Source organism: Microbacterium sp. NPDC055599, from assembly GCF_053618975.1.
The window spans coordinates 128,305-154,812 of the sequence record NZ_JBSHIM010000008.1; the positions used below are offsets into that span (position 1 = coordinate 128,305).

24 protein-coding genes are annotated in these 26,508 nt (G+C 71.8%); 4 read left to right on the forward strand and 20 right to left on the reverse strand.

Annotated features, from left to right (window positions below):
* The first annotated feature begins 85 nt into the window (after positions 1-85).
* Entirely contained in the window at positions 86-907 is an 822-nt protein-coding gene (locus ACWGQ1_RS09755) for a carbonic anhydrase family protein (protein WP_452312864.1), read from the forward strand.
* A 198-nt stretch (positions 908-1,105) separates the two neighbouring features.
* Here the strand turns inward: ACWGQ1_RS09755 and rsmA are convergent, their stop codons facing one another.
* A complete protein-coding gene (rsmA, locus tag ACWGQ1_RS09760; RefSeq protein WP_452312865.1) occupies positions 1,106-1,975 on the reverse strand; it encodes a 16S rRNA (adenine(1518)-N(6)/adenine(1519)-N(6))-dimethyltransferase RsmA in 870 nt (289 codons plus the stop codon).
* 54 nt (positions 1,976-2,029) lie between these two features.
* On the opposite strand from rsmA, the gene ACWGQ1_RS09765 reads away from it, so the two are divergent.
* Complete coding sequence (locus tag ACWGQ1_RS09765) at positions 2,030-3,313, forward strand: MFS transporter (RefSeq protein WP_452312866.1); 1,284 nt, start codon at positions 2,030-2,032, stop codon at positions 3,311-3,313.
* Here the strand turns inward: ACWGQ1_RS09765 and ACWGQ1_RS09770 are convergent.
* From ACWGQ1_RS09770 to ACWGQ1_RS09830, 13 genes are all read right to left on the reverse strand, one after another.
* Positions 3,292-4,185, reverse strand: coding sequence for a TatD family hydrolase (locus tag ACWGQ1_RS09770; RefSeq protein WP_136045807.1), 894 nt, complete (start codon positions 4,183-4,185; stop codon positions 3,292-3,294). The two genes, ACWGQ1_RS09765 and ACWGQ1_RS09770, sit on opposite strands and share 22 nt — an antisense overlap.
* A 10-nt stretch (positions 4,186-4,195) precedes the next feature.
* Positions 4,196-5,773, reverse strand: coding sequence for a methionine--tRNA ligase (gene metG, locus ACWGQ1_RS09775; protein WP_136045808.1), 1,578 nt, complete (start codon positions 5,771-5,773; stop codon positions 4,196-4,198).
* Positions 5,774-5,812: 39 nt separating this feature from the next.
* On the reverse strand, positions 5,813-7,354 hold the full coding sequence (locus tag ACWGQ1_RS09780; protein ID WP_452312867.1) for a molybdopterin-dependent oxidoreductase: 1,542 nt from the start codon (positions 7,352-7,354) through the stop codon (positions 5,813-5,815).
* Positions 7,355-7,382: 28 nt separating this feature from the next.
* On the reverse strand, positions 7,383-8,552 hold the full coding sequence (locus tag ACWGQ1_RS09785; RefSeq protein WP_452312868.1) for a family 1 glycosylhydrolase: 1,170 nt from the start codon (positions 8,550-8,552) through the stop codon (positions 7,383-7,385).
* A 42-nt stretch (positions 8,553-8,594) separates the two neighbouring features.
* Entirely contained in the window at positions 8,595-10,322 is a 1,728-nt protein-coding gene (locus tag ACWGQ1_RS09790) for an ABC transporter ATP-binding protein (RefSeq protein WP_247639073.1), read from the reverse strand.
* Positions 10,319-11,251, reverse strand: a complete 933-nt coding sequence (locus ACWGQ1_RS09795) for an ABC transporter permease subunit (protein ID WP_452312869.1) — start codon at positions 11,249-11,251, stop codon at positions 10,319-10,321. The genes ACWGQ1_RS09790 and ACWGQ1_RS09795 overlap by 4 nt, the downstream gene beginning before the upstream one ends.
* Positions 11,248-12,228 carry an ABC transporter permease gene (locus tag ACWGQ1_RS09800; protein WP_136028586.1) on the reverse strand — a complete coding sequence of 327 codons (981 nt, stop codon included), beginning with the start codon at positions 12,226-12,228 and terminating at the stop codon, positions 11,248-11,250. The genes ACWGQ1_RS09795 and ACWGQ1_RS09800 overlap by 4 nt, the downstream gene beginning before the upstream one ends.
* The gene (locus tag ACWGQ1_RS09805) at positions 12,225-13,889 is read right to left on the reverse strand and encodes an ABC transporter substrate-binding protein (RefSeq protein WP_247981966.1); all 1,665 of its coding nucleotides are present in this window, start codon (positions 13,887-13,889) and stop codon (positions 12,225-12,227) included. The genes ACWGQ1_RS09800 and ACWGQ1_RS09805 overlap by 4 nt, the downstream gene beginning before the upstream one ends.
* A gap of 143 nt (positions 13,890-14,032) precedes the next feature.
* On the reverse strand, positions 14,033-15,142 hold the full coding sequence (locus ACWGQ1_RS09810) for a substrate-binding domain-containing protein (protein ID WP_452312870.1): 1,110 nt from the start codon (positions 15,140-15,142) through the stop codon (positions 14,033-14,035).
* Positions 15,143-15,193: 51 nt separating this feature from the next.
* Positions 15,194-15,820 (reverse strand): methyltransferase domain-containing protein, encoded by a 627-nt coding sequence (locus ACWGQ1_RS09815; RefSeq protein WP_452312871.1) that lies wholly within the window; start codon positions 15,818-15,820, stop codon positions 15,194-15,196.
* Positions 15,821-15,836: 16 nt separating this feature from the next.
* Positions 15,837-16,658, reverse strand: a complete 822-nt coding sequence (rsmI, locus tag ACWGQ1_RS09820; RefSeq protein WP_452312872.1) for a 16S rRNA (cytidine(1402)-2'-O)-methyltransferase — start codon at positions 16,656-16,658, stop codon at positions 15,837-15,839.
* 9 nt (positions 16,659-16,667) lie between these two features.
* The gene (locus ACWGQ1_RS09825; RefSeq protein WP_136045276.1) at positions 16,668-16,904 is read right to left on the reverse strand and encodes a hypothetical protein; all 237 of its coding nucleotides are present in this window, start codon (positions 16,902-16,904) and stop codon (positions 16,668-16,670) included.
* Positions 16,905-16,936: 32 nt separating this feature from the next.
* The gene (locus ACWGQ1_RS09830) at positions 16,937-17,263 is read right to left on the reverse strand and encodes a hypothetical protein (protein WP_136045277.1); all 327 of its coding nucleotides are present in this window, start codon (positions 17,261-17,263) and stop codon (positions 16,937-16,939) included.
* Positions 17,264-17,448: 185 nt separating this feature from the next.
* Here ACWGQ1_RS09830 and ACWGQ1_RS09835 point away from each other — a divergent pair, with 185 nt between their 5' ends.
* On the forward strand, positions 17,449-19,002 hold the full coding sequence (locus ACWGQ1_RS09835; protein ID WP_247981968.1) for a dolichyl-phosphate-mannose--protein mannosyltransferase: 1,554 nt from the start codon (positions 17,449-17,451) through the stop codon (positions 19,000-19,002).
* Positions 19,003-19,033: 31 nt separating this feature from the next.
* Here ACWGQ1_RS09835 and ACWGQ1_RS09840 read toward each other — a convergent pair whose 3' ends face one another.
* The 3 genes from ACWGQ1_RS09840 to hisC are packed head-to-tail and all read right to left on the reverse strand — an operon-like array spanning position 19,034 to position 22,021.
* On the reverse strand, positions 19,034-19,516 hold the full coding sequence (locus tag ACWGQ1_RS09840; RefSeq protein ID WP_136028578.1) for an Lrp/AsnC family transcriptional regulator: 483 nt from the start codon (positions 19,514-19,516) through the stop codon (positions 19,034-19,036).
* Between the two features lie 4 nt (positions 19,517-19,520).
* Positions 19,521-20,912, reverse strand: coding sequence for an amino acid permease (locus ACWGQ1_RS09845; protein WP_136035929.1), 1,392 nt, complete (start codon positions 20,910-20,912; stop codon positions 19,521-19,523).
* Positions 20,909-22,021 carry a histidinol-phosphate transaminase gene (hisC, locus tag ACWGQ1_RS09850; protein WP_452312873.1) on the reverse strand — a complete coding sequence of 371 codons (1,113 nt, stop codon included), beginning with the start codon at positions 22,019-22,021 and terminating at the stop codon, positions 20,909-20,911. Before hisC ends, ACWGQ1_RS09845 begins: the two co-directional genes overlap by 4 nt.
* A gap of 190 nt (positions 22,022-22,211) precedes the next feature.
* Between hisC and ACWGQ1_RS09855 the strand changes: the two genes are divergently transcribed.
* Positions 22,212-22,430: a hypothetical protein gene (locus tag ACWGQ1_RS09855; protein ID WP_136045281.1), complete on the forward strand. Its 219-nt coding sequence runs from the start codon at positions 22,212-22,214 to the stop codon at positions 22,428-22,430.
* A 3-nt stretch (positions 22,431-22,433) separates the two neighbouring features.
* Here the strand turns inward: ACWGQ1_RS09855 and ACWGQ1_RS09860 are convergent, their stop codons facing one another.
* From ACWGQ1_RS09860 to ACWGQ1_RS09870, 3 genes are all read right to left on the reverse strand, one after another.
* A complete protein-coding gene (locus tag ACWGQ1_RS09860; RefSeq protein ID WP_452312874.1) occupies positions 22,434-24,236 on the reverse strand; it encodes a DUF255 domain-containing protein in 1,803 nt (600 codons plus the stop codon).
* A gap of 195 nt (positions 24,237-24,431) precedes the next feature.
* Positions 24,432-25,271 carry an aldo/keto reductase gene (locus ACWGQ1_RS09865; protein WP_136037144.1) on the reverse strand — a complete coding sequence of 280 codons (840 nt, stop codon included), beginning with the start codon at positions 25,269-25,271 and terminating at the stop codon, positions 24,432-24,434.
* Positions 25,268-26,503 (reverse strand): heparan-alpha-glucosaminide N-acetyltransferase domain-containing protein, encoded by a 1,236-nt coding sequence (locus tag ACWGQ1_RS09870; RefSeq protein WP_452312875.1) that lies wholly within the window; start codon positions 26,501-26,503, stop codon positions 25,268-25,270. Before ACWGQ1_RS09870 ends, ACWGQ1_RS09865 begins: the two co-directional genes overlap by 4 nt.
* Between the last annotated feature and the right edge of the window lie 5 nt (positions 26,504-26,508).

Below are 26,508 nucleotides of genomic sequence, written 5' to 3' on the forward strand. Positions count from 1 at the left end.
GGGCATCGTCCCGATGGCGTCGCGGTGTGGTGCGCGGCGATCCGCTGTGCCTGCAGCGCGCGCCGCACACTCCGAAGGAAACAACATGAAGATCCGCCCCGCTCTCGCTCTGTCCACCGCGGCCCTCGCGATCGGCGCTCTCGCCGGCTGCGCACCCGCCGCCACGACCCCCGCCGCGTCTGCGTCGCCCTCGCCCGGCGCCTCCGCGGACGCCGAGTGGTCGTACCGCGGCTCCAACGGCCCCGAGCACTGGGGGAAGTTCGGCGCCGCGTGCGAGAACGTCGACAGCTCCCACGAGTCCCCCATCGCCATCGACACCTCGACGGTGCAGATGGGGACCGCCGCGCAGAAGGTCGTGACGCACTACGCCCCCGCCGCGTTCGACATCGAGAACAACGGCCACACCATCGAGGCGATCCCCGAGGACCCCGCGGCCGACTCGATCGAGGTGGACGGCAAGACCTACGAGCTGCAGCAGTTCCACCTGCACGCGAGCAGCGAGCACACGATCGACGGACGCACGGCCCCCGCCGAACTCCACCTGGTGCACAAGGCCGAGGACGGCTCGGTGCTCGTGCTCGGCGTGATGCTGCAGGCAGGGGCGGCCAGCACGGCGCTCGACGAGTTCTTCTCCTCGATCACGCCCACGGTGAGCGAGAAGGGCACGCCGCTGAGCCACGAGATCGACCCGAGCGCGCTCATCCCGGCGGACGGCATGAGCGTGCAGTACGACGGCTCGCTCACCACGCCGCCGTGCACCGAGGGCGTGCGCTGGAACGTCTACCTCACCCCGGTGACGGTGTCGGCGGAGGAGCTCGCCGCGTTCACCGCCGTGTACCCCGACAACCACCGACCCGTGCAGCCCCTGCACGACCGCACGCTCACCGAGATCCCCTCGGGGGTCTGAGCTCCGCGTCCTGCCCGCAGCTCCGCCGGGCTCCCGCCGCGACGGCGGGAGCCCGGCGGTGTCGAGGGGCAGAACCTCAGGCCGCGCGCGGGGCGTCAGGCCGCGCGCTGGGCGTCAGGCGGCGCGCAGGGCGTCAGGCGGCTGCGTCGAGGGGCAGGACCCGGGCCGCGCGCAGAACCTCAGGCCGCGCGCGGGGCGTCAGACCCCGGCCGCCGCGTCCGGCACCGCCGGTGCCTGCTGCGCGATGCGCTGGTAGTCGTCGACCGTGAGGTCCTCGCCGCGGGCGGTCGGAGCCACGCCGGCGGCCGTCAGCACCTCGGTCGCGGCGGCCGAGCTGCCGAAGACGCCGGACAGCGCCTGGCGGAGCATCTTGCGGCGCTGGTTGAACGCGGCATCGACGATCTCGAAGGTGCGGCGACGCTCGGCCTCGGAGCCGCGCTCCCCGTCCGACCGATCGAACCCGACCAGCAGGCTGTCGACGTTCGGGACGGGCCAGAACACCTGCCGCGACACCGTGCCGGTGAGCCGCCACTCGCCGTACCACGCGGCCTTCACGCTCGGCGAGCCGTAGATCTTCGACCCCGGCTTCGCCGCCAGGCGCTCGGCCACCTCGGCCTGCACCATCACGACGCCCCGCTGCAGGTAGGGGAAGGTCTCGAGGAAGTGCAGCAGCACCGGCACCGACACGTTGTACGGCAGGTTCGCGACCAGGACGGTCGGCTCGCCGGGCAGCTCGGCCACCCGCAGCGCGTCGGCATCGACCACCGTGAGCGCCCCCTCGGGAACGCCGTGCTCGGCGGCGGTCTGCGGCAGGCGGGCGGCGAGGCGGTGATCGATCTCCACGGCGGTGACGGCGGCCCCGGTCTCCAGGATCGCGAGCGTCAGCGAACCCAGGCCGGGCCCCACCTCGACCACGCGCTCGCCCGGCTGCACGCGCGCGGCCTGCACGATCTTGCGGACCGTGTTCGCGTCCGTGACGAAGTTCTGGCCCAGCTTCTTGGTGGGGGTGACATCGAGCTCGGCGGCCAGTCGGCGGATCTCGGCGGCTCCGAGCAGGGTGACGGTCATGCGTCCATTCTCGCCGAAAGCCCGACCGTCCCCGGCACTCGCTATCCTGCGGGGATGCCCTCCCTCGGTGAACTGATCGCTCCGCGGCGCATGGGCAGGGACTTCCGCTGGCTGCTCGCGTCGTCGTGGACGAGCAACATCGGCGACGGCGTGGCGCTGGCCGCCGCTCCCCTGCTCATCGCCTCGATGACCTCGTCGCCGATCCTCGTCGCCTCCGGCGCCGTCCTCCAGTTCCTGCCCTGGCTGCTGTTCGGCCTGCACGCGGGGGCCATCGCCGACCGCTTCGACCGTCGGCGCTTGGTGATGATCGCGAACGCCGCGCGGGCGGTCGTGCTCGCGGCGCTGTGCGTGTTCCTCGTGACGGGCACCGCGAACATCGGGATCGTGCTCGCGGTGGCCTTCCTGTACGGCTCGGCCGAGGTGTTCGTCGACACCGCGAGCAGCACGCTGCTGCCGATGATCGTGAAGCCGGATGACCTCGGGATCGGCAACGCGCGGCTCCAGGCCGGCTACCTCGTGGCCAACCAGTTCGCCGGTCCTCCCCTCGGGGCGTTCCTGTTCGCCGCGGGGCACGCCTGGCCGTTCCTGGTCGAGATGCTGTGCGTCAGCCTCGCGGTCGTGCTGATCTCCCGCATGGCCCGCACGCCCGTGCCGCCCCGGGCGGACGCCGCCGCACACCCGCCCGTGCACACCGACATCGCGGAGGGGCTGCGCTGGCTGTGGCGCAACCCGCCCGTGCGCATGCTGGTGATCATCATCCTCGTCTTCAACGTCACGTGGGCGGCGCCGTGGGGCGTGCTCGTGCTGTACGCGACCGAGCACCTGCAGATGGGCCCGGTGGGGTACGGCGCCCTCACCACGGCGTCCGCGGCCGGCGGCATCCTCGCGACGTTCAGCTTCGGGTGGCTCGAACGGCACGTGTCGTTCGCGACCCTCATGCGCATCGTGCTCTCGCTGGAGGTGCTGATGCACCTGGCGTTCGCGCTCACCACCGCCGGCTGGGTGGCGCTGATCATCATGTTCTTCTTCGGCGCGTACGCCTTCGTGTGGGGCACGATCTCCACGACCGTCCGGCAGCGTCTCGTGCCCGCCGAGCTGCAGGGGCGCGTCGCCTCGGTCAACATGGTCGGGGTGTTCGGGGGCATGATCGTCGGCCAGGCGCTCTGCGGAGTGATCGCCCAGCTGTGGGGGCTCACCGCACCGTGGTGGTTCGCGTTCGGCGGCGCAGCGATCACGCTGCTGCTGGTGTGGAGGCCGATCTCGCAGATCGTGAGCGCGAAACCGGTCGCCCAGACCGGCCCGGACGACGTGGACGCTCAGTCGGTGAACGAGCCGTAGACCCGCAGGGTGTTCTCGGCGAGCTGCGCGGACAGCTCGTCGACGCCGATGCCGAGCTCGGCGGCCAGGAAGCGGACCGTGATCGGCACGAGGTAGGGCGCGTTCGGACGGCCCCGCAGCGGCGTCGGCGTGAGGAACGGGGCGTCGGTCTCCACCAGAAGTCGGTCGAGCGGCGTGACCTTCAGCGCGTCGCGCAGGTTCTGCGCGTTCTTGAACGTGACGTTGCCCGCGAACGACAGGTGGTAGCCCGCGTCGGCGCACACCCGGGCCATCGCGGCGTCGCCGGAGAAGCAGTGGAACACCGTGCGATCGGGAGCGCCCACACGCGACAGGGTCTCCAGCACCGCGTCGTGCGCGTCGCGGTCGTGGATCTGCATCGCGATGCCGTGCTTCTTCGCGAGCGCGATGTGCGCCTCGAACGACTCGAACTGCGGCCCGCGGCGCTCCGGCTCGGTGCGGAAGAAGTCGAGCCCGGTCTCGCCGATCGCGCGGGTGCGCGGATGCGCCGCCAGCTCGTCGATCACCGCGAGGGCCTCGTCGAGACCGACACCGCCGCGACGGCCCTGCTCGGCATAGGTCGGCGCGTCGTTCGGGTGGATCGCCACCGCGGCGAGCACGCGCCGGTCCGAAGCCGCCGCCTCGACCGCCCAGCGCGACGACTCGATGTCGCCCGATGCCTGCACGACCCCGGCGATGCCCACGGCCTCGGCGCGGTCGAGCTGCTCCGTCAGGCTCAACGGCTCGTCGCCGTCCATGATCTCCAGGTGCGCGTGGTTGTCGTACACCGGGACGGCGAGGGGCTCAGGGGCTGCGGGATACCGCAGGTCTTTGCGCCCGTCGCCGTCTCGGCGCTGCACGTACGTCTCGGTCATGGGGTGTCGGTCAGGCCGTGGACTCCACGCGCGGGAACAGCGGCGCGAGGCCGTTGACGCTCGTGCCCGGCTTCAGCACGCCCCACGCCCCCGCCTCACGGATCGGCTGGTCCTGCAGACGACCCAGCGTCTCGGCGGCGCCCAGTGCGATCCACAGCTTCTCGGTGGACTGCGGCATCACCGGCGACAACAGCACCGCCAGGGCCCGCAGGCCCTCGGCACACGTGTACAGCACCGTGCCCAGACGCTCGCGCTTCTCGTCGTCGCGGGCCAGCGCCCACGGCTCGTTCTCGGTGATGTAGCCGTTGAGCGCGTCGACGATGGTCCAGATCGCGGAGATCGCCTCGTCGATGCGGAACTGGCCGATCGCGGCATCCGCCTTCGTCGCGGCGTCGGCGACGATCTTCTGGATCGCGAGGTCCGCCTCGGTGTACTCGGCCGCCGGCGGGACGATGCCCTCGAAGTACTTCTCGATCATCGCGGTCGTGCGGGAGGCGAGGTTGCCGAAGCCGTTCGCGAGCTCGGCCTGGTAGCGGGCGGACAGGTCCTCCCAGGAGAACGAGCCGTCCTGGCCGAACGCGATCGCCGACAGGAAGTAGAAGCGGTAGGCGTCGGAGCCGAACACGTCGGTGATCTCGGTCGGCGCGATGCCGGTCAGCTTCGACTTGGACATCTTCTCGCCGCCGACCAGCAGCCAGCCGTGCGCGAACACGCCCTGGGGAACGTCGAGCCCCGCCGCCATCAGCAGCGCGGGCCAGATCACCGCGTGGAAGCGCAGGATGTCCTTGCCGACCACGTGGTACGCGGGCCAGCGGCGCGCGAACGTCTCCTCATCGGAGCCGTAGCCCACGGCGGTGGCGTAGTTGAGCAGCGCGTCGACCCACACGTAGATCACGTGCGACTCGTCCCACGGCAGCGGGATGCCCCAGTCGAACGTGGAACGCGAGATCGACAGGTCCTTGAGCCCCTGGCTCACGAACGACACGACCTCGTTGCGCGCCGAGTCCGGCCGCACGAAGTCGGGCTCGGTCTTGTACAGCTCGAGCAGCCGGTCCTGGAACTCGCTCAGCTTGAAGAAGTAGTTCTTCTCCTGCAGCAGCTCCAGCGGCTTGGAGTGGATCGCACACACCTTCAGCCCCTCGAAGGGACCGGTGCCGTCGACGATCTCGGACTCCGGCTTGAACTCCTCGCAGCCCACGCAGTAGAGCGCCTCGTACTCGCCCGCGTAGATGTAGCCGCGGTCGTACAGGCGCTGGAAGAACGTCTGCACGTTGGTCTCGTGGCGCTCCTGCGTCGTGCGGATGAAGTCGTCGTTGGCGACATCGAGGGTCGTCAACAGCGGGAACCAGCTCTCGCTGACCAGCTTGTCCACCCACTCCTGCGGCGTCACGCCGTTGGCCGCCGCCGCCCGCAGCATCTTCTGCCCGTGCTCGTCGGTGCCCGTGAGCATCCAGGTGTCATCCCCCGCCTGGCGGTGCCACCGCGCGAGCGTATCGACCGCCACCGTCGTGTACCCGTGGCCGATGTGGGGCACGTCGGACGGGTAGTAGATGGGCGTGGTGATGTAGAAGGATTCGCCTGCGGGCATGGAGCAATTCTAGGTGGCGCGGCGCTCGTGGTTACGCGCTCACGCGACCGTCACCTCGACGCGGTGCCAGCCCTGGGCGCCGTCCGGCACGGGAGCCGCCCGGTCCGCGGTCTGGGTCTCCCCCTCGGCGTTCACGGCGCGGCACTCGATGGTGTGCGCGCCGCTCTCCGCCGTCCACGGCAGACGCCACTGCACCCACGTGTCGGCGGAGATCGCGGCGGCCAGCTCCGCGCGCTGCCACGGCCCCTCGTCCACCCGCACCTCGACGCCCTCGATGCCGGTGTGCTGCTGCCACGCCATGCCCGCGATCACCGCGTCGCCCGCGTCGATACGCTGCCCGGGGCGCGGCACGTCGATGCGCGACTGCAGCTTGACGGGCCCGCGCTCCGACCACCCCCGGGTCGTCCAGTACGCGGCGGCCCTGTCGAAGCGGGTGACCTCCAGCTGCGTCACCCACTTCGTCGCCGACACGTAGCCGTACAGCCCCGGCACCACCATCCGCACCGGGAAGCCGTGTTCGAGCGGCAGCGGCTCGCCGTTCATGCCCACCGCGAGCAGGGCGTCCCGGTCGTCGGTGAGGGCCTCGAGCGGGGTCGAGGCCGTGAAGCCGTCGGCCGAGGTCGAGAGCACCATGTCGGCATCGGGGTCGACGCCCGCGCGGGCGAGCATCTCCCGCACCGGGTACCCCAGCCAGCGCGCGGTGCCGATCAGCGAGCCGCCCACCTCGTTCGACACGCACGCGAGCGTGACATCGGCCTCCACGAGCGGCAGGGCGAGCAGCTCCTCCCACGTGAGCACGACCTCGCGATCGACCATGCCGTGGATGCGCAGCGACCAGTCGGCGGGGTCCACGCGCGGTACGATGAGAGCGGTGTCGATGCGATAGAACTCGGCGTTCGGGGTGACCACCGGCGCGAGACCGGGGATGTCGAGCTCGGCCGCGGCGGGCACGGCAGCGGCGGGGCGAGCCGGGGAGGGCAGCCGCAGCGCCGCGCGGACGGCTTCGACGGAGCGCGTCGCGCCACGGGCGAGCGAGCTGCCGATGAGCGCGACGAGACCGACCGCGGCGGCCCCGGCCGTCCACAGCAGGAAGCGGCGGCGATCCTCGTGGTCCGGTGCGAGTCCGGCGACCGGGCGGAGGCGGCGGATCAGCAGGCGCAGCACGATCACGGAGACGAGACCGGCGACCAGTCCGGGAAGCCACGCGAACGGGCCGGAGCCGGGGCGGATCAGCGCGACGACGACGGCGACGGCGCCCAGCGCCCCGAGGACCGCGGCGCCCGCGCCGGACCAGCGACGCTCCGCGATCCCGGCGAGCGTGGCGACCACCGCGAGCACGATCGCGATCCCGGTGAGCAGCGCGACCTTGTCGCCGGTGCCGAACAGCGCGATCGCGGCGTCCTTCGCCCAGCTCGGCGCGAGGTCGATCAGCCCGCCGCCGATCACCGCGAACGGGCTCGCCGCCGGCTCGACGAGCGCGGCCGCCAGTTCGCCCAGCGCGACGCCGAGCAGGGCGGCGCTCAGCCCGGCGGCGGCCGACCGGAGCCGGTCCCGCCGGGCCGACCCCGCCCCGTGCGTCATGAACCGAGGGTAACCCCGGCGCAGCGGATCAGAGCGCGTTGCGTCGTGCGACCTCGCCCAGCCACGCCAGCGACGGCTTCGGGAACCGCTCGAACGTCTCGTGATCGAACCCGATCAGCCCGAAGGTCGGCCGGAAGCCGCTCGCCCACTCGTAGTTGTCCAGCGCGCTCCAGTGCTGATACCCGCGCACCTCGATGCCGTCCGCGATCGCGCGGTGCAGGCCCTCCAGTGCGCCCTGCGTGTAGGCGATGCGGCGGGTGTCGTCGGCCGTGGCGATGCCGTTCTCGGTCACGATCACCGGCACCCCGCCACTGCGCTGCCACGCGCTGCGCACCCCCAGCTCGAGCGCGGGCGGGTAGAACTCCCACCCGGTCAGCGTCGTCTCCACGTCGTCGGCGACCGGCCGCGGTCCCTCCGGACCGATGAACGTGCGCGTGTACGCCTGCACGCCCACGAAGTCGTCACCGGCCGACTGCTCCAGGTACCAGTGGTCGCGCGGGTCGCCGTAGGCCGCCAGCATCTCGTCGGCGCCCGGCTCGCCCGTCGAGTGGAAGGCCTGGGTCGCGATGGTCCACCCCGCCTGCGCGCCCGGCACGGTGTGCACGAGTTCGGAGGCCCGGCGGTGCGCGGCCAGCAGCGTGTCCGCCACGGCGAGGTCGGGATTGGGCAGGCCGTAGGCGACGAGGTTGGCCGCGTCCTCTCCCCCGGCCAGCATCGCGGCGATGTTGGGCTCGTTGATCGTGCACACGTAGCGCACGCCGTCGAGGATGGGCAGCACGGTCTCCACGTAGCGCGAGAACAGGTCGACCGCGTCGTCCGCGCGCCAGAAGCCGTCGCGCTGGAACCACTGCGGCACCGTGAAGTGCATGAGGGTGACCGTCGGGTCGAGCCCGTGCTCCCGCGCGGTGTCGATCATGCGGAGGTAGTGGTCGAGCATCGCCCGTGACACGAAGCCGCGCTCCGGCTCGATCCGCGCCCACTCGACCGAGAAGCGATAGGAGTTCAGCCCCGCCTCGGCCAGCAGCCGCATGTCCTCCGGGTAGCGGTGGAAGTGGTCGGCGGCGTCGCCGGAGGGCTCGACCATGGGCGAGTCGGGGGCGTGCTCCATCGCCCACCAGTTGCTCGTGGTGTTGTTGCCCTCCACCTGATGGGCGGCGGTCGCGGCGCCCCAGAGGAAGCCGTCGGGGAATGCGAGCACGGATGCGCTCCTCTCTCTTTCTTGCAGATCTCCCGGCGCGGTTCAGCGCGCGCGGGAGGGGTTGGGCACGGCGTCGAGCAGCTCGACCGTGTACGGGTCCTCGGGGTGCTGGAGCACGTGCGAGGTCTCGCCGCGCTCCACGACCCGTCCGCCGTTGAGCACCAGGATGTTCTCGGTGACCAGGCGCGCGCTCAGCAGGTCGTGCGTGATGTAGAGCATGCTGATGCCCCAGCGCTCACGCAGGTCCTCCAGCAGCGCGAGCACGCCGGCACGCAGCGACACGTCGAGCATCGACACGGGCTCGTCGGCGATCAGCACCTGCGGGTCGCTCGCGAGCGCACGGGCGATCACGACGCGCTGCCGCTGTCCGCCGGAAAGCTGGTGCGGCAGCTTGGCCGCGAACTGCTCGACGGGCGTGAGGCCGACGGTCTCCAGCAGTTCGAGCACGCGCGCCCGCGCCTCGGTGCCGCGCAGCGTCGTGTAGTTGCGGATCGGGCGGGACAGCGCATACTCGACCGTGTGCAGCGGGTTCAGGGCCGCATACGGGTCCTGGAACACCATCTGCACGTCCTTGCGGAGGTCGCGCAGGCCCCGGCGCTTCAGTGCGGCGACGTCGGTGTCGCCGAAGCGGATCGTGCCGGCGGTGGGCTTCTCGACGCCGGTGAGCATCTTCGCGATCGTCGACTTGCCCGACCCCGAGGCGCCGACCAGCGCGAGGGCCTCCCCCGGCTCCAGCCGGAAGGACACGTCGTCGACCGCGACCACCGGCTCCTGCCCGCGCCGCGGCGCCGGGTATCGCTTGGTGACGCCGTCCACCACGATCGCCGCGTCCGCGCGCCGGGTGTCGCGCGCAGACACGGTCGGCAGGGTCTCGGTGACGTCGGTGCGGCTGCGGCCCTCGCGGCGGCGGGTGCCCACATCGAGGAACCCGGGGATCTCGATCTTCTCCGCCCGGGGGTCGGCGTAGTGGCTCAGCAGCATGCGCGTGTACTCGTCCTGCGGACGGTGCAGGATGTCGTGGCTCGGGGCGTCCTCCACGATGCGGCCCTCGTGCATCACCATGACCCGGTCGGTGGCCTCGAGCACGATGCCGAGGTCGTGGCTGATGAGGATCGCCGTGAACCGTTCCGACCGCTGCAGCTCCTGGATCGTGTCCATCACCGCGTGCTGCACGAGCACATCGAGGGCCGTGGTCGGCTCGTCGAACACCATGAGCTGCGGCTCCAGCGACAGCGCGAGGGCGATCGAGGCGCGCTGCCGCATGCCGCCCGAGAGCTCCCCGGGGTAGCGGTCGAGCACCTCGGGCTTCAGGCCGACCTTCCCCACGAGCTCGCGGGCCCTGGCCTCACGGGCCTCGCGGGGCACATGCCCGTGCGCGGCGAAGATGTCGCGGAAGTGACCTGCGACCGTGCGCACGGGGTTGAGCGCGTTCATGCCCGACTGCAGCACCATCGCGAAGCCGCCCTGCCGCTGGCGGCGCAGTCCCTCGGCGTCGAGCTCGCGGATGTCGCGCCCGTCGAACAGGATGCGACCGCCGCTGATGCGCGCCGGGGGCTTCTGCAGCCGGGTCAGCGCGAACCCGAGCGTGGACTTGCCCGACCCGGACTCGCCGACGAGTCCGACGAACTCGCCGCGTCGCAGCGTGAACGACACGTCGTGCACGGCCTGCACGGGCTGCTGCCCCGGGGAGGCGTACTCGACGGACAGGTTCTGCACGTCGAGGAGGATTCCGGCGTTGCGATCCGAGGTGTGCGCGGTCATGGCGCTCATCGCCCCTTCCCTTCCCGCAGGCGCGGATTGGAGATGCCGTCCACGCCGAAGTTGATGAGTGTGAGGCTGAGGGCCAGCAGGGCGATGCACAGACCGGGGGCGAACAGCAGCAGCCACTGCCCGGTGAGCAGCGAGTTGGAGTTCTGCGCCCAGTAGAGCATGGTGCCCCAGCTGACGATGCTGGAGTCGCCGAGGCCGAGGAACTCCAGGCCCGCCTCCGCCAGGATCGCCGCGGTGGCCGCGCCGAACAGGGTCCCCGCGATGATCGAGGTCATGTTCGGGAGGATCTCGCGGAACACGATGCGGGCCCTGCTGTCGCCGGAGAACTGGGCCGAGGTGACGAAGTCGTTGCCGCGCAGCGACTGGGTCTGGCTGCGCAGAACGCGCGCGCCCCACGCCCATCCGGTGACCACGATCACGGCGATGATCATGAGGATGCCGCCGTTCTGCAGGTACGCGGCGATCACGATCATGAGCGGCAGGCCGGGGATCACGAGGAACAGGTTCACGATGAACCCGACGACCTCGCCGGCGAAGCCGCGCATGTACCCCCAGCTCAGGCCGATCAGCACCGCGACGATCGTGGAGAGGATGCCGGCTGCGAACCCGACCAGCAGACTCACCTGCGCGCCGTAGATGAGCTGGCTGAGCACGTCCTCGCCCGCGGCGGTCGTGCCGAGCCAGTGCTCCCACGACGCGTCGGCGTTGCGCTCGAAGCCGTTTTCCTTCGGGCCGTACGGCGCGAGGAGCGGCGCGAACACCGCGACCAGGACGAAGAAGGCGAGGATGCACAGCCCGAGCCGTGCCTTGCCGTTGGCCCACAGGGTGCCGACCATGCGCCCGAAGGAGCGCCACGGGCTGGGGGCCGCGATCCGATCGGCCGGGATCTTGACGTTCATGGTGGAGGGTGCCTGATTCGGAGCAGTCATCGTCGCGTCCTCGGGTCGAGTACCCCGTAGAGGATGTCCACGAGGAAGTTGGCGATGAGCACGCTCACGGTGATCATCAGGAACAGCGCCTGCATGAGCGGGTAGTCCTGCCCGATCACGGCGTTGAACAGCAGGTAGCCGATGCCCGGATAGCCGAACACCTGCTCCACGAGGATCGACCCGCCCACCACGCCGCCGAGCGTGAGCCCGAAGCCGGTGAGGTTCGGCAGGATCGCGTTGCGCGCGGCGTAGCGGAGCGCGATCGTGCGCCCGCGCAGCCCGTTGGCCTCACCGAAGGTGATGTAGTCCTCGCCGAGCGTGTTGATCATGGCGTTGCGCATGCCGATGATCCAGCCGCCGAGCGACGTGAGCAGGATCGTCAGCGCCGGCAGGAACGCGTGGCGCACCAGGTCGACGATGAAGTCCCACGTGAACCCGGGCGTCGTGGTCGCCGAGTAGGCGCCGGTCGTCGGGAACCAGTGCAGCACGTAGCCGAGGAAGAACAGCAGCAGCAGCGCGGTCCAGAAGTACGGGAAGGTGCTGAGGAACGAGCCGGTCAGCGTGGGCAGCGAGTCGAGCCAGGTGCCGCGCCGCCACGCGGCCATCACGCCGATGAGGGTGCCGATCACGAACGCGAGGATCGTGACGATGCCCACCAGGCCCAGCGTGTACGGCAGCGCCGTGGACACCATGCTCGACACCGACTGCGGGTAGAACGTGTACGAGACGCCGAAGTCGAGCCGTACGACCTGACCGAGGTAGGCGACGTACTGGTCCCACAGCGAGCCGGTCGGCACGCCGAGCTGCGCCTCGATCGCGGCCCTGGTCGCATCCGACACGGGTCCGTTCTGCGAGAGCTTGGCGATCGCGGCGTCGGCGGGCGAGCCGGGCATCATGCGCGGGAGGAAGAAGTTCAGCGTGACCGCGGCCCACAGGGTCAGGACGAACAGGCCGAGTTTCTGGGCGACGTACTTCACTGGTCGTCTCCGTTCACTCGCTTCAGGTGGGTGAAGATCATCAGGGGCGCCGAGTCGTAGTTCTGCGGGATCATGTACGGGTCGTCGGCGGACGGCCACCCGGTGAACTTCGCGTCGTTGAACAGGCCCCAGATGCCGCCGTAATACATGCCGATCACGGGCAGCTCGTCGTACACGATGTTCTGCAGCTCGTGCACGATCTCGCCCTGGCGCTGCGGGTCGACCGTCGCGCGGTACTCCGCGAGCAGCGCATCGGCCTCCGGTGAGCGGTAGCGCTCGAAGTTGTTCGTGGTCGACTCCCCGGACGGCACGTAGAAGTCGCTGGAGAGCAGGCTGTTGAACGCCTGGTAGACGTCGCCGTTGCCCATGCCGCCGATCGCCATCTCGAAGTCGCCGTTGCCGATCGCGCTCTGGTAGCCCGCGGGCTGCGGCAGCTTCAGCGAGACCTTGATGCCGATGTCTCCGAGCTGGCGCTGCACGGTCTGCGCGGCGCGGGTCCAGTCGGAGAAGCCGTTCGCGGTGGTGAGCGAGAACTCCAGCTGCTCGCCGTCCGGCCCCACCAGCCGATCGCCGTCGAGCGTGTAGCCGGACTCGGCGAAGGCGGCGAGCGCGGCGTCCTCGTCCTGCGCGATCATGCCCGCGTCGGGGATCTCGGGGTCGAGGTACTGCTCCTGGTTCGGCAGGATCAGGCCGGTCTGGCCGGCGGGCTTCATGTAGCCCTCGGACGCGGTCTCGGCGATCTCCTCGCGGTCGAGCGCGAGCGCGATGCCGCGGCGCACGTTGACGTCGTCGAACGGGGCGACCTCGAGGTTCGGCACCAGGGAGATTACGCCGCCCGGCGGGAACCACCAGGTGTTGTCCGGGCTGGCCGCGCCCCACGTGCCCTCCACGTCGGAGATGAACGCGTACGCCCAGTCGTAGCCGCGCGTGACGGTGTCGAGCTGGCTGTTGGTCGCCGGGAGGATGATGTGCTCGATCTCGATCCGGTCGGCCTGCCAGTAGTCGGGGTTGCGGTCCATCGAGTACTGCTGATCGTTGTAGTTGCCGAGCACGAACGGGCCGGTGCCGACCGGATCCTCGTTGCGCCAGGTGCCCGGATCCTGCACGTCCTTCCAGATGTGCTCCGGCACGATCATGGTCTGGCCGAGGATCGACAGCGACGGGGCATCCTCGCTCTGCAGGTGGAAGATCACGTCGGAGCCGTCGACCTCGACCGAGTCGATGTGCTGCCAGGCGCCCTTGATGTCGAGAGACGGCTCATCCTTCAGCAGCTGGAACGTAAAGGCGACGTCGTCGGCCGTGAAGTCCTCGCCGTCGCTCCACTCGACCCCGTCGCGCAGCGTCATCACGATCGTGCGGGCGTCGGGCTGCGACCACGCGGAGGCCAGCCACGGGTTGAGCTCGCCGTCGAGCGGGTTCACCAGGATCAGCGGCTCGTAGATCCACCGCGAGGCGGTGCGCGTGTTGGTCAGGTACGGGTTGAAGTTCTTCGTGAAGAACGGGTTGCCGTGGTCGGCGTTGATCAGCATCGTGTCCTCGCCGATGGAGGGGTCGGGCTGGGAGCTGATCTGGATGCTGCAGCCGCTGAGCGCGATCGCCGCGGCCGCGAGCCCCACGACGGCGGCTCTGCGCCAGCGTCGGAAGGTGTGCGTCTCTGCCACTGGGGGACCTCATGTCGTCTCTGTCATGATGGGCGCCCCACGGGTCGGAGCGTCCGTCGGCCGAAGCCGCATGAGCGAGTGTAAGCGCATACATTTGCGATCGGCAACCCCTTGACACCGCGCTCCCGTCCGTTCGAGGCGCGTCAGGAGGGTCGCGCGGAGCTCTCCCGCAGGAGGATCTGCAACGGCAGCCGCACCACCGCGGGCGGGGCCTCCGGCTCCTCCAGCCGGCGCGCCAGCACCTGCACCGCGGCGCGGCCCAGCTCGATCATCGGCTGCCGGATCGTCGTCAGCGGGGGGACGGAGAGGGCGGCGGCGTCGATGCCGTCGAACCCGGTCACGAGCACGTCGTCGGGCACGCGCACGCCCGCGCGGTGCAGCACGTCGACGACCCCCAGCGCCATCTGGTCGTTCGCCGCGATCACCGCGGACGGGGGTGCGCCGTCGCGCAGCAGCTTCTCGGCCGCGCGCCGCCCCGATGCCCGCGTGAAGTCGCCGCGCAGCAGCCGCAGCTCCTCGGTCGCCCGGCCCGACGCCGCCACGGCCGCCACCACGCCCTCGCGCCGCTGCTCCGCGTCGGGCGAGTCCGCGGGACCCGCGAGGAACGCGACCGCACCCTCCCCGACCTGCGCGAGAACGTGCCGCGCGAGCTCGCCCATCGCCTCGGCGTTGCTGACCGTGACGTGGTCGTAGTCGTCGCCGCGCGGCGGACCGGACAGCACCACGACCGGGATGCGGCGCGCGAGCCGCGCCAGCACGTCATCCGGCACGCTGCTCGCGAGCACCATGAGCCCGTCGACACGACCGGCCATGTCCCGCACGGTCGACCGGTCGGGGTCGTCGCGCCCCACGCCCACCATCAGCACGAAGCCCTGCTTCCACGCCTCCAGCTCGGCCCCGCGCAGCACCTCGTCCAGGAACAGCATCGAGGCGGCAGGGGCGCCGGGCTCGCCCTCGTCCTCCACCACCGTGAACGGCGGGGCCGCGGCTCCCGCACTCGACAGGACGTCGAGCGCGGGGGCGTCCTCCGCCGCGTCGAACCCCGGGAAGTACAGGCCCAGCACGCCCGTCCGGCGCTCGGCCAGCCCGCGCGCGCTCCCGCTCGGGACGTAGCCGAGAGCCGTGACCGCATCGAGCACCCGCTCGCGGGTCGCCGGTCGTACGGCATCGGGCGACCGCAGCACCCGCGACACGGTGGCGATCGAGACGCCCGCGTGCGCGGCGACGTCGTACACGGTCGCGGCCTTGCTCACGGCGGATCCCCCAGGGTCGAGTCGTCGGATCGGGTGTCAGGACAGCGTAGATCAGACCCGGCGGGCGATCAGCGCACCGTGCGGGCGCGTGCTCGCCTCCCCGGGCACGCGGGCGCGGGTCTCGGTCCCCTCGACCTCGAGCCCCGCGGCGGCGAGCAGCGGCGTGAGCGCCCCCGCCGACCAGAAGTACGCGGTCGTGATCGCGTGGTCGAACGGCGCGCGCGGCTCGCCGTCGAAGAAGCCCAGCAGCAGTCGTCCTCCTGGCGCGAGCACGCGCGCGAACTCGCCGAGCGCGGCGGGCACCTCGGTCGGCGGCGCGTGGATGAGCGAGTACCACGCGAGGACGCCGCCCAGCGACCCGGCGGGCTGCGGCAGCGCGAGGAAGGAGCCCTGGGTGACGTCGAGGCCGGGGCGCCGCGTGCGAGCCTCCGCGACGAACTCCGCCGACAGGTCGATGCCCGACACGTCGTGCCCCGCGTCGTGGAGGAACCGCGTCCACAGCCCGGGACCGCACCCGGCGTCGAGCAGGGCACCCGAGGTGGCTCGGCGCCAGCGATCGATCGTGTCGCGGTCGCGGGGGTCCAGCTGCTCCACCGTGCCGGCGATCGCGACGTACTCCGCGGCGCGGCGGTCGTAGGCGGCCGCGATGGCGTCGTGCGCCTCCGCCGGTGTCGTCATCGGGTGCCCCCCGAGCTCATCGGGTACGGGCGGCGAGGGCGGCCTGGTAGAGGTCGCGCGTGGAGAGGCCGGTCTGCGCCGCCACCTCGGCCGCGGCCTCCTTCAGGCGCGTGCCGTCCGCGACCAGGGCCTGCACCTGGGCCAGCGCGTCGTCGGCCGACACCGCGCGGCGGGGCGCGCCCTCGACCACGACCACGATCTCGCCCTTCACGCCGTCGGCGGCCCAGGCGGCGAGCTCGGCGGCGGTCCCGCGGCGCACCTCCTCGTACAGCTTCGTCAGCTCCCGGCACACCGCGATCCGGCGGTCCTCGCCGAACGCCGCCCCCATGTCGGCGAGCGTCGCGGCCAGGCGCGACGGCGACTCGAAGAACACCATGGTGCGCGGCTCCGCGACGAGCGCCGTCAGGGTCGCCCGGCGCTCCCCCGGCTTGCGCGGCAGGAACCCCTCGAACGTGAAGCGGTCGGTCGGCAGACCCGAGATCGCCAGCGCCATGAGCACGGCGCTCGGACCGGGGATCGCGGTGACCGTGACCCCCTGCGCCACGGCCTCGGCCACGAGCCCGTAGCCCGGGTCGCTCACGGTCGGCATGCCCGCGTCGCTCATCACCACGACATCGGTGTCCGCGGCGAGGGCCGCCAGCTCCGCGGCCTTCTGCTTCTCGTTGTGGTCGTGCAGCGCGATCAGGCGCGGGCGGTTGGCGATCTGCAGCGCCTGCAGAAGCCGCTGCGTGGTGCGGGTGTCCTCCGCGACCACGACCTCCGCGTTCTCCAGCACCTCCACCAGACGCCGGGACGCGTCCCCGAGATTCCCGATGGGCGTGGCGGCGAGGATGATCACCCGCCCAGCTTAGGCGGGCGGGTGGCCATCCTGATCGCCGCGACGGCTCTCGCGATACCAGCGGATGACCATGGAGATCACGCCCACCACGAGCAGCACCCCGCAGGCGACGAAGAAGATCCGGAAAGCGACCTCGGTCGCAAGAGCGGCGTTGAGGAAAGCCAGGCCGGCGCAGAACAGAGTGGCGATCCACCCAGTGATCCGTGCCCCGCTGGGCCGCGCCTTCGTCGTCGGACTCTGATCCATGGGGGACCTCCTCTCCGTCTCGACAGGATGAGTCAACATGCGAAGTCCCCGGTGCTCGTGCGCTTCTCCTGCGCAATCTGTCCCAGATACGCCGCCCATGCGGCGACACTCCAGCCGGGACTGACGATCGTCACACCGATCGAACCGAAAAAGCCTCCGACAACTCTCCCGGCCTGCGCCCAACACGGACCGAGGTCGCGCGACGGCAGCGCGCGCCCCACGACCGCGACTTCGGAGACCGACGCCCCTCGCCCCATCGCCGCTTCAACGCTTGCTGACGCCGAAGGCGGGAAAACCAGGGCGGATGCGACGGCCAGAGCCGCGGCCGCGGTGAGTCTTGAGGAGAACCGAATGATCATGAACGCGTCCTATCTGTCCTCACACGTGGACAGTCTCACGCTACAGCGCCGGATACTCGACTGCTCTCGCTCCCGCCCTCGAACTCCTGGAATATCGGCATTCGTGCTCTGACGCGGCACGCGGCGAAACCGCGGCGAAGCGCACACTTCCGGGCACACGGAAGCGGGGTGTCTAGGCTGGAGCGGTGACCGCGCCCCAGCCCCTGCTGCCTCCCCCCGAGGCGCGGGCGACGCGGTACGAGCGGCTGCGCGACCGCGTGCTGCACGCCGCCGACTGGGGACGGGCCATCGGGTGGCTCGCACCGCTCGTGGTCACGGCACTCGCGGCGGTGCTGCGGCTCGTGAACGTCGGGCACCCCCACCAGCTGGCGTTCGACGAGACGTACTACGTCAAGGACGCCTGGTCGCTGTGGACCCTCGGCTACGAGGGCGTCTGGGGGCAGGGCGCCGACGAGGCCTTCCAGACCCTGCAGGAGCTGCCGCTCACGAACAAGGGCGCGTTCATCGTGCACCCGCCGCTGGGCAAGTGGCTCATCGCGCTCGGCATGGCCATCGGCGGCCCCGACAACAGCGCCGGCTGGCGGCTGGCCACGGCCCTGCTGGGTGCGGGCTCCGTGCTGCTGGTGTACCTGATCGCCCGCCGGCTGACCGGATCAGTGGTCGCGGCCACCGTGGCGGGCACCCTTCTCGCGATCGACGGACTGAGCATCGTGCTGAGCCGCATCGCGCTGCTCGACGGCATCCTCACCTTCTTCGTGCTGCTCGGCGTGCTGTTCGTGCTGCTCGACCGGCAACGCACCATCCCCCTCCTGGAGCGTCGCGACCCCGACGCCCCCGACCCGCTGTGGGGTCCGGTGCTGTGGCGCCGCCCGTGGCTCGTCGCCGCGGGTCTCGCGCTGGGGGCGGCGTGCGCCGTGAAGTGGTCGGGCCTGTACGTGCTGGCCGGCTTCGGGCTGTACGTGGTGGTCACCGATGCGCTGGCCCGGCGCCGCGGCGGTGTGGTCGTGTGGCCCGCGTCCGCCGTGTTCCGCCAGGGGCCCGTGTCGTTCGTGCTGCTGGTGCTGCCGGCCGCGGCCGTGTACCTCGCGAGCTGGACCGGGTGGCTCGTGACCGACAAGGGCTACGACCGCGGCAGCGACGCGAACCCCCTGCTCGCGCTGTGGAACTATCACCAGGCGATGCTGGGCTTCCACGTGGGGCTCAGCCGCGGGCACCCCTACGCCAGCCCCGCGTGGGAGTGGCCGTTCCTGCTGAGACCGACCGCCGTCTGGGTCGACCCCGATCCGACCGCGTGCGGGGTCGACCACTGCATCGGCGTGATCTCCGCGATCCCCAACCCGCTGATCTGGTACGGCGGCGTCGCCGCGGGCGTGTACCTGCTGTACCGCCTGGTGCGCGCGTGGATCGCCCGTCAGCCGATCGAACCGGCGCTCACGCTGCCGCTCGTGGGGCTCGCCGTGACCTACCTGCCCTGGCTGATGTTCCCCGAGCGGACGATCTTCCAGTTCTACACGGTGGTCATGATGCCGTTCCTGGTGCTCGCGCTGACGATGACGCTGCGGATCATCGCCGGGACACGCGACGATCCGCTGCACCGGCGCCAGTCCGGACAGCGCACCGTGGTGGTGTTCCTGACCGTGGTCGTGCTCGTGTCGGCGTTCTTCCTGCCGCTGTGGCTGGGGATCAGCGTGCCGTACGACTTCTGGCGGCTGCACAACTGGCTGCCCGGCTGGATCTGAGCACGGGAGCCCCCGACGGCGAGGCCGGTGCTCAGCCGGCGTCGTCGGTGGCCACGTGCTCGACCAGCGGCAGCACGCGCCCCGACAGGTGCGTGCGCATCGCGATGGACGACGCCGTGCGCGCCACCCCGGGCACGACGGCGACCCGGTCGAGCACCTCCTGCAGCTGCGTGGCATCGCGCGCGACCAGGCGCAGCTGCATGTCGCTCGCCCCCGTCACGGTGTGCATGTCCACGATCTCCGGCACCGCGTCCGCGAGCGCGGCGGCCACCTCGTCGTGCCCCACCTTCTGATCGATCTCGACCAGGCAGAACGCGACCATGCCATAGCCGAAGCCGGCCGGGTCGACGCGCGGCACGATCGCCTCGATCACCCCGCCCTCGTGCAGTCGCGCGAGCCGGCTGGTGGCGGTGCCGCGTGCGATGCCCAGCCGCCGCGCACACTCCAGGATGGGCAGCTGCGGCGACTCGGTGAGCAACCGGATCAGCGCGGCGTCCAGCCGGTCGATGCGCACGCCGCTACTCCCGCACCACGCCGGGACGGGACACACCACGGGTGAGCCGCGCCACCACCAGCAGCACGACCGTCAGCCCGAGGGTCAACAGCAGCTGCGTGCGCGCCGCGGGGTCGATCATCGCGAGGGCGATCACCCCGGCGAGCAGGGCCAAGCACAGCCACGAGATCCACGGGAAGCCCCACATCCGCATCGGCATCGCCTCGCCGGCGCGGTCCGCCCGGCGCCGCAGCACGATCTGCGAGACCGCGGTCGCCGTCCAGATCACCAGCAGCGTCGAGCCCACCACGTTCAACAGGGCGGGGAGCACCACATCGGGGAACGCCCAGTTCAGCCCGACCGTGACGAACCCGAACGCGACCGACGCCAGCACCGCCAGGTACGGCACGCCCGTGAGGCTCGTGCGGGTGACCGCCAGCGGCGCCAGTCCGCGCTCCCCCAGCGAATACGCCATGCGGGAGGCGCCGTAGATGTTGGCGTTCATGGCCGACAGCAGCGCGACCACGACGATGAGGTCCATCACCAGACCGACACCCGGCACATGGAGCGTGTCGAGCACCGCCGAGAACGGACCGGCCTCCACCGCGGGGTCGTCCCACGGCAGCACCGCGACGATCACGAAGATCGAGCCGACGTAGAAGATGAGGATGCGCACCAGCACCTCGCGCACGATGCGGCGGATGTTGCGCGCCGGGTCGTCGGACTCGGCCGCCGCGATCGCCACGACCTCGGTGCCGCCGAACGCGAACACCACGATCAGGAGCGCCGCCGCGATGCCGGTGATGCCGTTGGGCGCGAAGCCGCCCTCGTCCACGAGGTTCGACACACCCGTGGCCGGAACACCGGGGATGAGGCCGACGATCGCGCACACGCCGACCACGAGGAACGCGATGATCGCGGCGACCTTGATCGCCGCGAACCAGAACTCGAAGGTGCCGTAGTTGCGCACCCCGAACAGGTTCACCGCGGTGAGGGCGACCACGAACACCAGCACCCACACCCACGCGGGCACGCCGGGGATCCAGCCGGCCACGATGCCCGCCGCCCCGGTCGCCTCGGCCGCGATCACCACGATCAGCTGGATCCAGTAGAGCCAGCCGACCGCGCTGCCGGCGCTGCGCCCCATCGCCTTCTGGGCGTAGGAGCTGAACGCGCCGGAGCTGGGGCGTGCCGCGACCATCTCGGCCAGCATCGCCATGACCAGCACGACGATGCCGCCGGCGACCAGATACGAGATGAGGACCGCGGGACCGGCGATCCCGATCGCCTGGCCGGAGCCGACGAACAGCCCGGCGCCGATCGCGCCGCCGAGCCCCATCATGGAGATCTGGCGCCGGGTGAGCCCGGGATGCAGGCCCTTCGTGGTGGTGGTCGTGACCGGGACCTCGACGCTCACGCGGACACCCCCATCAGGTCGGAATCGCGGTCGGAATCGTGCGCGGCGTCGCCGCCGGAGACCGCGGCGGCGAGGGCGGCCTCGACCCTGTCGATGTCGGCGGCGGAGCCGGACGAGATCCGGATGCCCTCGCCGGGGAAGGCGCGGGCGACGACACCCCCGGCGTGCAGGAGGGCGTCGAGCTCGGCGGTGCGCTCCCCCGACGGGACCCAGACGAAGTTGGCCTGTGACGGGACGGCGGGCCAGCCCGCGGCGGTGAGCACGGCGTACAGGCGCTCGCGCTGCGCGACCACCTCGTCGATGCGGATGGCCAGCTCCTCCTCCGCCGCGAGCGACGCGAGGGCGGCGGCCTGCGCCAGGTCGGTCACACCGAACGGCACGGCCACCTTGCGCTGCGCCTCGGCGATCTCGCGCGGGGCGATCGCATAGCCGATGCGCAGGCCGGCGAGACCATAGGCCTTGGAGAACGTGTGGAGCACCGCGACGTGCGGGTGGCGGCGGAACAGCTCGATGCCGGCGCCGCGGCTCGCCGTGCGATCGAAGTGCACGTACGCCTCGTCGATCACCACGAGCACGTCGCGCGGCACGGCGGCCACGAAGCGCTCGAGCGCGTCCGCGTCGACGACCGTGCCAGTGGGGTTGTTCGGGTTGCACACGAACACCAGTCGGGTGCGCGGGGTGATCGCGGCGAGCATCGCGTCGAGGTCGTGGCCGTGCTGCGCGTCGAGCGGAACGGGCACGGGCGTGGCCCCCGCGATGCGCACGAGCGAGGGGTACGCCTCGAATGACCGCCACGCGAACACGACCTCGTCACCCGCGCCGGCGACCGCGTGGATCAGCTGGGCCGCGATCTCCACCGATCCGGCTCCCACCGTGACCTCGTCGACGTCGACGCCGTGGCGCGCGGCGAGCGCCTGCCGCACGGCCGCGGCACTCATGTCGGGATAGCGGTGGATGCCAGCGACGCGCTCCTGGACGACCTGCACGACGGAGGGCAGGGGCGGATGCGGGGACTCGTTGGACGAGAGCTTCGAGGCACCGGCGGGGGCCGAGCGGCCCTGACGGTAGGCGGGGACGGCGTCGAGGCCGGGACGGGCGGAGAGGGGCATCGTCAGAGCATCCTTGCTGTGATCCGGGTGGTGTCGCGCCACCCTAGAACGCACGTCGCCCCCTGGGCAATCGGTGCAGCGAATGGTGGGCATCGCGCGCAATCGAACGCCCGGCGTGCCGTCCACCCTGGGCAGATTGCCCAGTCGACTCCGGGAGCGGGTGGAGGGCGCCGCGCGGTACGCTCGCCGCATGGGACACCCCTCCGGATTCGAGTACACGGTGCACGGCGACGAGGTCGAGATCCGTCATCGCGGCGTCCGCGCGACGGTCCTCCGCGGCCCGCGGGCACGGGACTTCCTCACGGAGGTCGAGAGCGGCGACCCGCAACTGCTGATGGCCCGCCTCACCGGCGACTACCGGCGGGGCAACGAGCGCGTGGCGCGGCGGCATCCGCGCAACCAGGGATGAGCGTCAGCGTTCCCTCGTGACCTCGGCGGGGTCGGCGGTGGGAAGCCGGCACACGAACGCCCGGCAGTCGTACAGGCGCTCGGGCGTCGCGGCCTTGCCCTCGAACAGCTCGAAGCCCGCCGCGGCGAACGCGGCGGCCTGGGCGGGCGACACCACCGCGAGCACGTCGGCGTCGGCGTCCCGCGCGGCGCGGGCGAGCGCCCCGTCGCGGTCGTCGGTCACGACCACGAGCTGACGGGGCGGTGCGACCAGCCCCGCGGCCACCCGGAGCAGGCTCCCGTGCGCGAACGGCTGACCGAGCGCACGCGCCGCCAGCATCCGCACCCGGGCGACCGCCTCCTCGCGGTACCGGTCCCCCGCACCGAGCCGCCACGCCGCCAGCGCAGCGCCCGCCACCGCCGCCGCGTCGGAGGGGAGGTCGCCGTCGGTGTGGTCGGGCGAGGTCGCGATGCCCTGCGCCGCAAGCAGCGGGTCGGCGCCGGCGGCACCGTCGAGGGCCGGGTCGAGCAGCCGCAGCGCCGTGACCGCCCACTCGGCCTCCCCGGTCGCGGCGGCGAGGCCCAGCAGCCCCTCCGCGAACAGCGCGAGGTCGGCCGCGGTCGCCGGGGCTGCCGAGGCACGGTCGTCGAGCGACGCCCGGGCGAGCGCGCCGTCGTCGCCGCGGTTGACGCGCAGCACATGATCGGCCGCCGCGGCCGCCACCTCGACCCAGTCGGGCTCGCCGAGAGTCGTCCCCGCCCTGGCCAGCGCCCCGACCGCGAGGCCGTTCCAGCCCGTGATGACCTTGCCGTCCACCGCGGGAGGCTCCAGCTCGCCGCGCGCGGATACCGGGCGCTGGTAGTACCCGCCCTCGCTGCGCACCCCGTCGATCCACGACTCCGAGTCCTGCGCGGCGCCGAAGCCGCCGCCGTCGCGTCGCAGCACGCCCAGGAGGAAGCCGGCGATGCCGCGGGCGGTGCCCGTATCCCCCTCGTCCAGCGCGACCTCCAGCAGCTGCGCGTTGTCGGTGAGCATGCGCTCGTAGTGCGGCACCGTCCAGTCCCGCTGCGTGGCGTAGCGGAAGAAGCCGCCGTCCTCGTCGCGCAGGTCGGAGCCGGACATGGCCGCGAGCGCCCGCGTGGCCGCTGCCCCGGCGTCGGGAGAACCCGCCCGCACCAGCGGATGCTGCAGCAGCCGCAGCGTGGTCGCCACCGGGAACTTCGGCGCCCCGCCGAAGCCTCCGAACAGCCGGTCCTCCCTGGCCGCGATCCCCTCGGCGGCGGTGACGATCGCCGCCGCGTCGGGCAGGTCGGACGGCGCGGACTCGGCCGCCCTGGCGAGGGCCTCGGTCACCGCGTCCGCCGACTCCTCCGCCTGCGCGCGCCGAACCGTCCACGCCTCCCGCACGGCCGCGAGCACCTCGCGGAACGCGGGCATCGGCGGCCGGGGCTCGGGCGGCCAGTAGGTGCCGGCGAAGAACGCGCGGCCACCCGGCGTCGTGAACACCGTGAGCGGCCAGCCGAGGTTCTGCGTGAACGCCGACGCCGCGGCCATGTACGCCGCATCGACGTGCGGGTGCTCCTCGCGGTCGACCTTGATCGCCACGAAGCCCTCGTCGATCAGCGCGGCCGTGACGGGATCGGAGAACGACTCGCGCGCCATCACGTGACACCAGTGGCACGTGGAGTAGCCGATCGAGATCAGCAGCGGCACGTCCCGCCGTCGCGCCTCCGCGAACGCCTCCTCGCCCCACGGGTACCAGTCGACCGGATTCTCGGCGTGCGACCGGAGGTAGGGGCTGAGGGTGTCCGCGAGCCGGTTGGTCATGCCGTCCACGCTACGCCGCGCGGCGGCACGGCGGGCTGCGGCGGTGAGCACGGGATCGCGGCTCCCCCGCGAACGCCCCGCGTCGCGAGCGGCGACACGGGGCATCCGGGTGCGGGGGGGTGGTGGTCTGTCGGCGCGACCGGTCCGTTGCGTGACCGGTCGATCGGGCCGACTCCGGGGGGGCGGGGGTTCCCGTCAGTTGACCTCGTCGGGGTGCGAGCCGACACGACCCGAACCGTCGAGCGGGTCGAGGGCGTCGATCGCGGCGATCTCCGCGTCGGTCAGCTCGAAGCCGAACACGTCGAGGTTCTCGCGCAGACGCTCGGGGCGCACCGACTTCGGGAAGACGATGATCCCCTTCTGCAGGTGCCAGCGCAGCACCGCCTGCGCCGGGGTGACGCCGTGGGCCGCGGCCGCGTCGGCGACCGCCGGGATGCCGAACAGGTCGTACTTGCCCTGACCGAGCGGACCCCACGCCTCGATGCGCACGTCGTTCGCGTCGGCCCACGCGACCTCCTCGCGACGCTGGTACGCCGGGTGCAGTTCGATCTGGTTCACGGCCGGGACGACGCCGGTCTCCTTCACGGTGCGCTCCAGGTGCGGCACGAGGAAGTTCGAGACGCCGATGCTGCGGGTCAGTCCGGCCTCGCGCAGCTCGATGAGCTTGGCGAACGCGTGCACGTAGTCGTCCTTCGCCGGGGTGGGCCAGTGCACGAGGTACAGGTCGACCCGGTCGAGCCCGAGCTTCTCGAGGCTCTCGCCGATCGCCGCACGCGGCTCGTCGTCGTGGTGGCGGTCGTTCCAGAGCTTGGTGGTGATGAACAGCTCGTCGCGCGGGATGCCGGAGGCGGCGATCGCGGCGCCCACGCCCTCCTCGTTGCCGTAGATCGCGGCGGTGTCGATGTGGCGGTAGCCGATCTCCAGCGCTTCGCTCACCGCGCGCTCGGTCTCGGCCGGCGGCACCTTGAAGACGCCGTAGCCCAGCTGCGGGATGGAGTTGCCGTCGTTGAGTTCGAGAGAGGGAATGGTGGTCATGGGTCCAGCCTATGACCTGTGATGACAGGTGTGGCGGGATCGTTTCTTTCCGTGTCGGCGGAGGCACCGCGTCGGTCGACCGGTACCGAGGCCATGGCCTGCGCCGCCCGACCCACGAGGCGCTCGAGGGGTCCGCGGCCGAAGAGGATCGACCACAGCGTCGCGGCCACCACGAGTGCGACCGCCGTGAGGAGCCAGAAGACCGTGCTCTGCACGAAGCCGCCGGGGCCGACCAGCACTACGATCGACACCACGTGCACCGTGTATGCCGTGAGCGGCATGGAGCCGAGCGCCGCGAGCGGCAGGAACACCCACCGCAGCGGCCGGCTCAGCAGCAGGCACAGCGCGACCACCGCGAGCGCGAAGCCCCCGGAGCCGAGGATCTCGGCCGTGCCCCCGGAGTGCGGTTCCACGCCGAAGAACGCCGACAGCACCGACCGCAGCGGGTCCAGCCCCGCGAGCGCCGCGGGGTACGCGTCCCACCCGGAGCCGAATCCGAAGCCGCCGTCGCCGGAGCCGATGCCACCGTCCTCGCCCCCGACTCCGGCCGCCTGGCCGACCGCGCCGAGCCCGTATCCGATGACCGCGAGCAGCACGCCGACAGCGAGCGCGACGACCGCCGTGCGGAGTCGCTCCACGTGCAGCCGGCCGAGGGCGAGACCGCCCAGCACGAACGCGAGCCACGCCGTCAGCGGGTACACGCCGTAGAGCGCGAAGCCGAGCCCTGCGCCGTAGGGCTCCAGCGCAAGCGCGCTCAGCAGCGCGAGCGCGGCGGGGGCCACGAGCGCGAGCACCCCGGCCGCGAGGAGCAGCTGCCACGCCCGCCACCGCAGGAACGGGATCACCGCGACGTAGAGCAGCCCGTAGAGCGTGAGGATCACCGCGATGGGCGTGTTCAGCATCTCGAGCGCGAGACCGATCAGGAAGATCGCCGCGCCCCGGCCCACCAGGTTCAGGCGCAGCGTCGGCATGCGCTCGGGAGCGGGCAGCGTGCTGCGCCCCGTCATCAGCGCGATCGACACCCCGGCGAGCAGTGCGAACAGGATCGAGGAGCGGCCGTTCACCAGGTCGGTCCAGGTGGACGGGTCGCCCCACGCGAACGGCCGGAGCTCGCCGACGTGGGCGGCGGCCATACCCAGGATCGCGAGGGCCCTGGCCACGTCGAGGCCGAGGATGCGCGGTGGCCGGCCGAAGTCCCGGAACCAGCGGGTGGGCGCGAGGGGGGAGGTCACGAGTT

Coding starts and splice junctions, on each gene's coding strand:
- ACWGQ1_RS09825 (WP_136045276.1), bottom strand. CDS start 16,904: ATGGATCAGAGTCCGACGACGAAGGCGCGGCCCAGCGGGGCACGGATC.
- ACWGQ1_RS09815 (WP_452312871.1), bottom strand. CDS start 15,820: ATGACGACACCGGCGGAGGCGCACGACGCCATCGCGGCCGCCTACGAC.
- hisC (WP_452312873.1), bottom strand. CDS start 22,021: ATGCCCCTCTCCGCCCGTCCCGGCCTCGACGCCGTCCCCGCCTACCGT.
- metG (WP_136045808.1), bottom strand. CDS start 5,773: ATGCCCGCAGGCGAATCCTTCTACATCACCACGCCCATCTACTACCCG.
- ACWGQ1_RS09755 (WP_452312864.1), top strand. CDS start 86: ATGAAGATCCGCCCCGCTCTCGCTCTGTCCACCGCGGCCCTCGCGATC.
- ACWGQ1_RS09790 (WP_247639073.1), bottom strand. CDS start 10,322: ATGAGCGCCATGACCGCGCACACCTCGGATCGCAACGCCGGAATCCTC.
- ACWGQ1_RS09770 (WP_136045807.1), bottom strand. CDS start 4,185: ATGACCGAGACGTACGTGCAGCGCCGAGACGGCGACGGGCGCAAAGAC.
- ACWGQ1_RS09765 (WP_452312866.1), top strand. CDS start 2,030: ATGCCCTCCCTCGGTGAACTGATCGCTCCGCGGCGCATGGGCAGGGAC.
- ACWGQ1_RS09855 (WP_136045281.1), top strand. CDS start 22,212: ATGGGACACCCCTCCGGATTCGAGTACACGGTGCACGGCGACGAGGTC.
- rsmA (WP_452312865.1), bottom strand. CDS start 1,975: ATGACCGTCACCCTGCTCGGAGCCGCCGAGATCCGCCGACTGGCCGCC.
- ACWGQ1_RS09865 (WP_136037144.1), bottom strand. CDS start 25,271: ATGACCACCATTCCCTCTCTCGAACTCAACGACGGCAACTCCATCCCG.
- ACWGQ1_RS09780 (WP_452312867.1), bottom strand. CDS start 7,354: ATGACGCACGGGGCGGGGTCGGCCCGGCGGGACCGGCTCCGGTCGGCC.
- ACWGQ1_RS09860 (WP_452312874.1), bottom strand. CDS start 24,236: ATGACCAACCGGCTCGCGGACACCCTCAGCCCCTACCTCCGGTCGCAC.
- ACWGQ1_RS09795 (WP_452312869.1), bottom strand. CDS start 11,251: ATGACTGCTCCGAATCAGGCACCCTCCACCATGAACGTCAAGATCCCG.
- ACWGQ1_RS09830 (WP_136045277.1), bottom strand. CDS start 17,263: ATGATCATTCGGTTCTCCTCAAGACTCACCGCGGCCGCGGCTCTGGCC.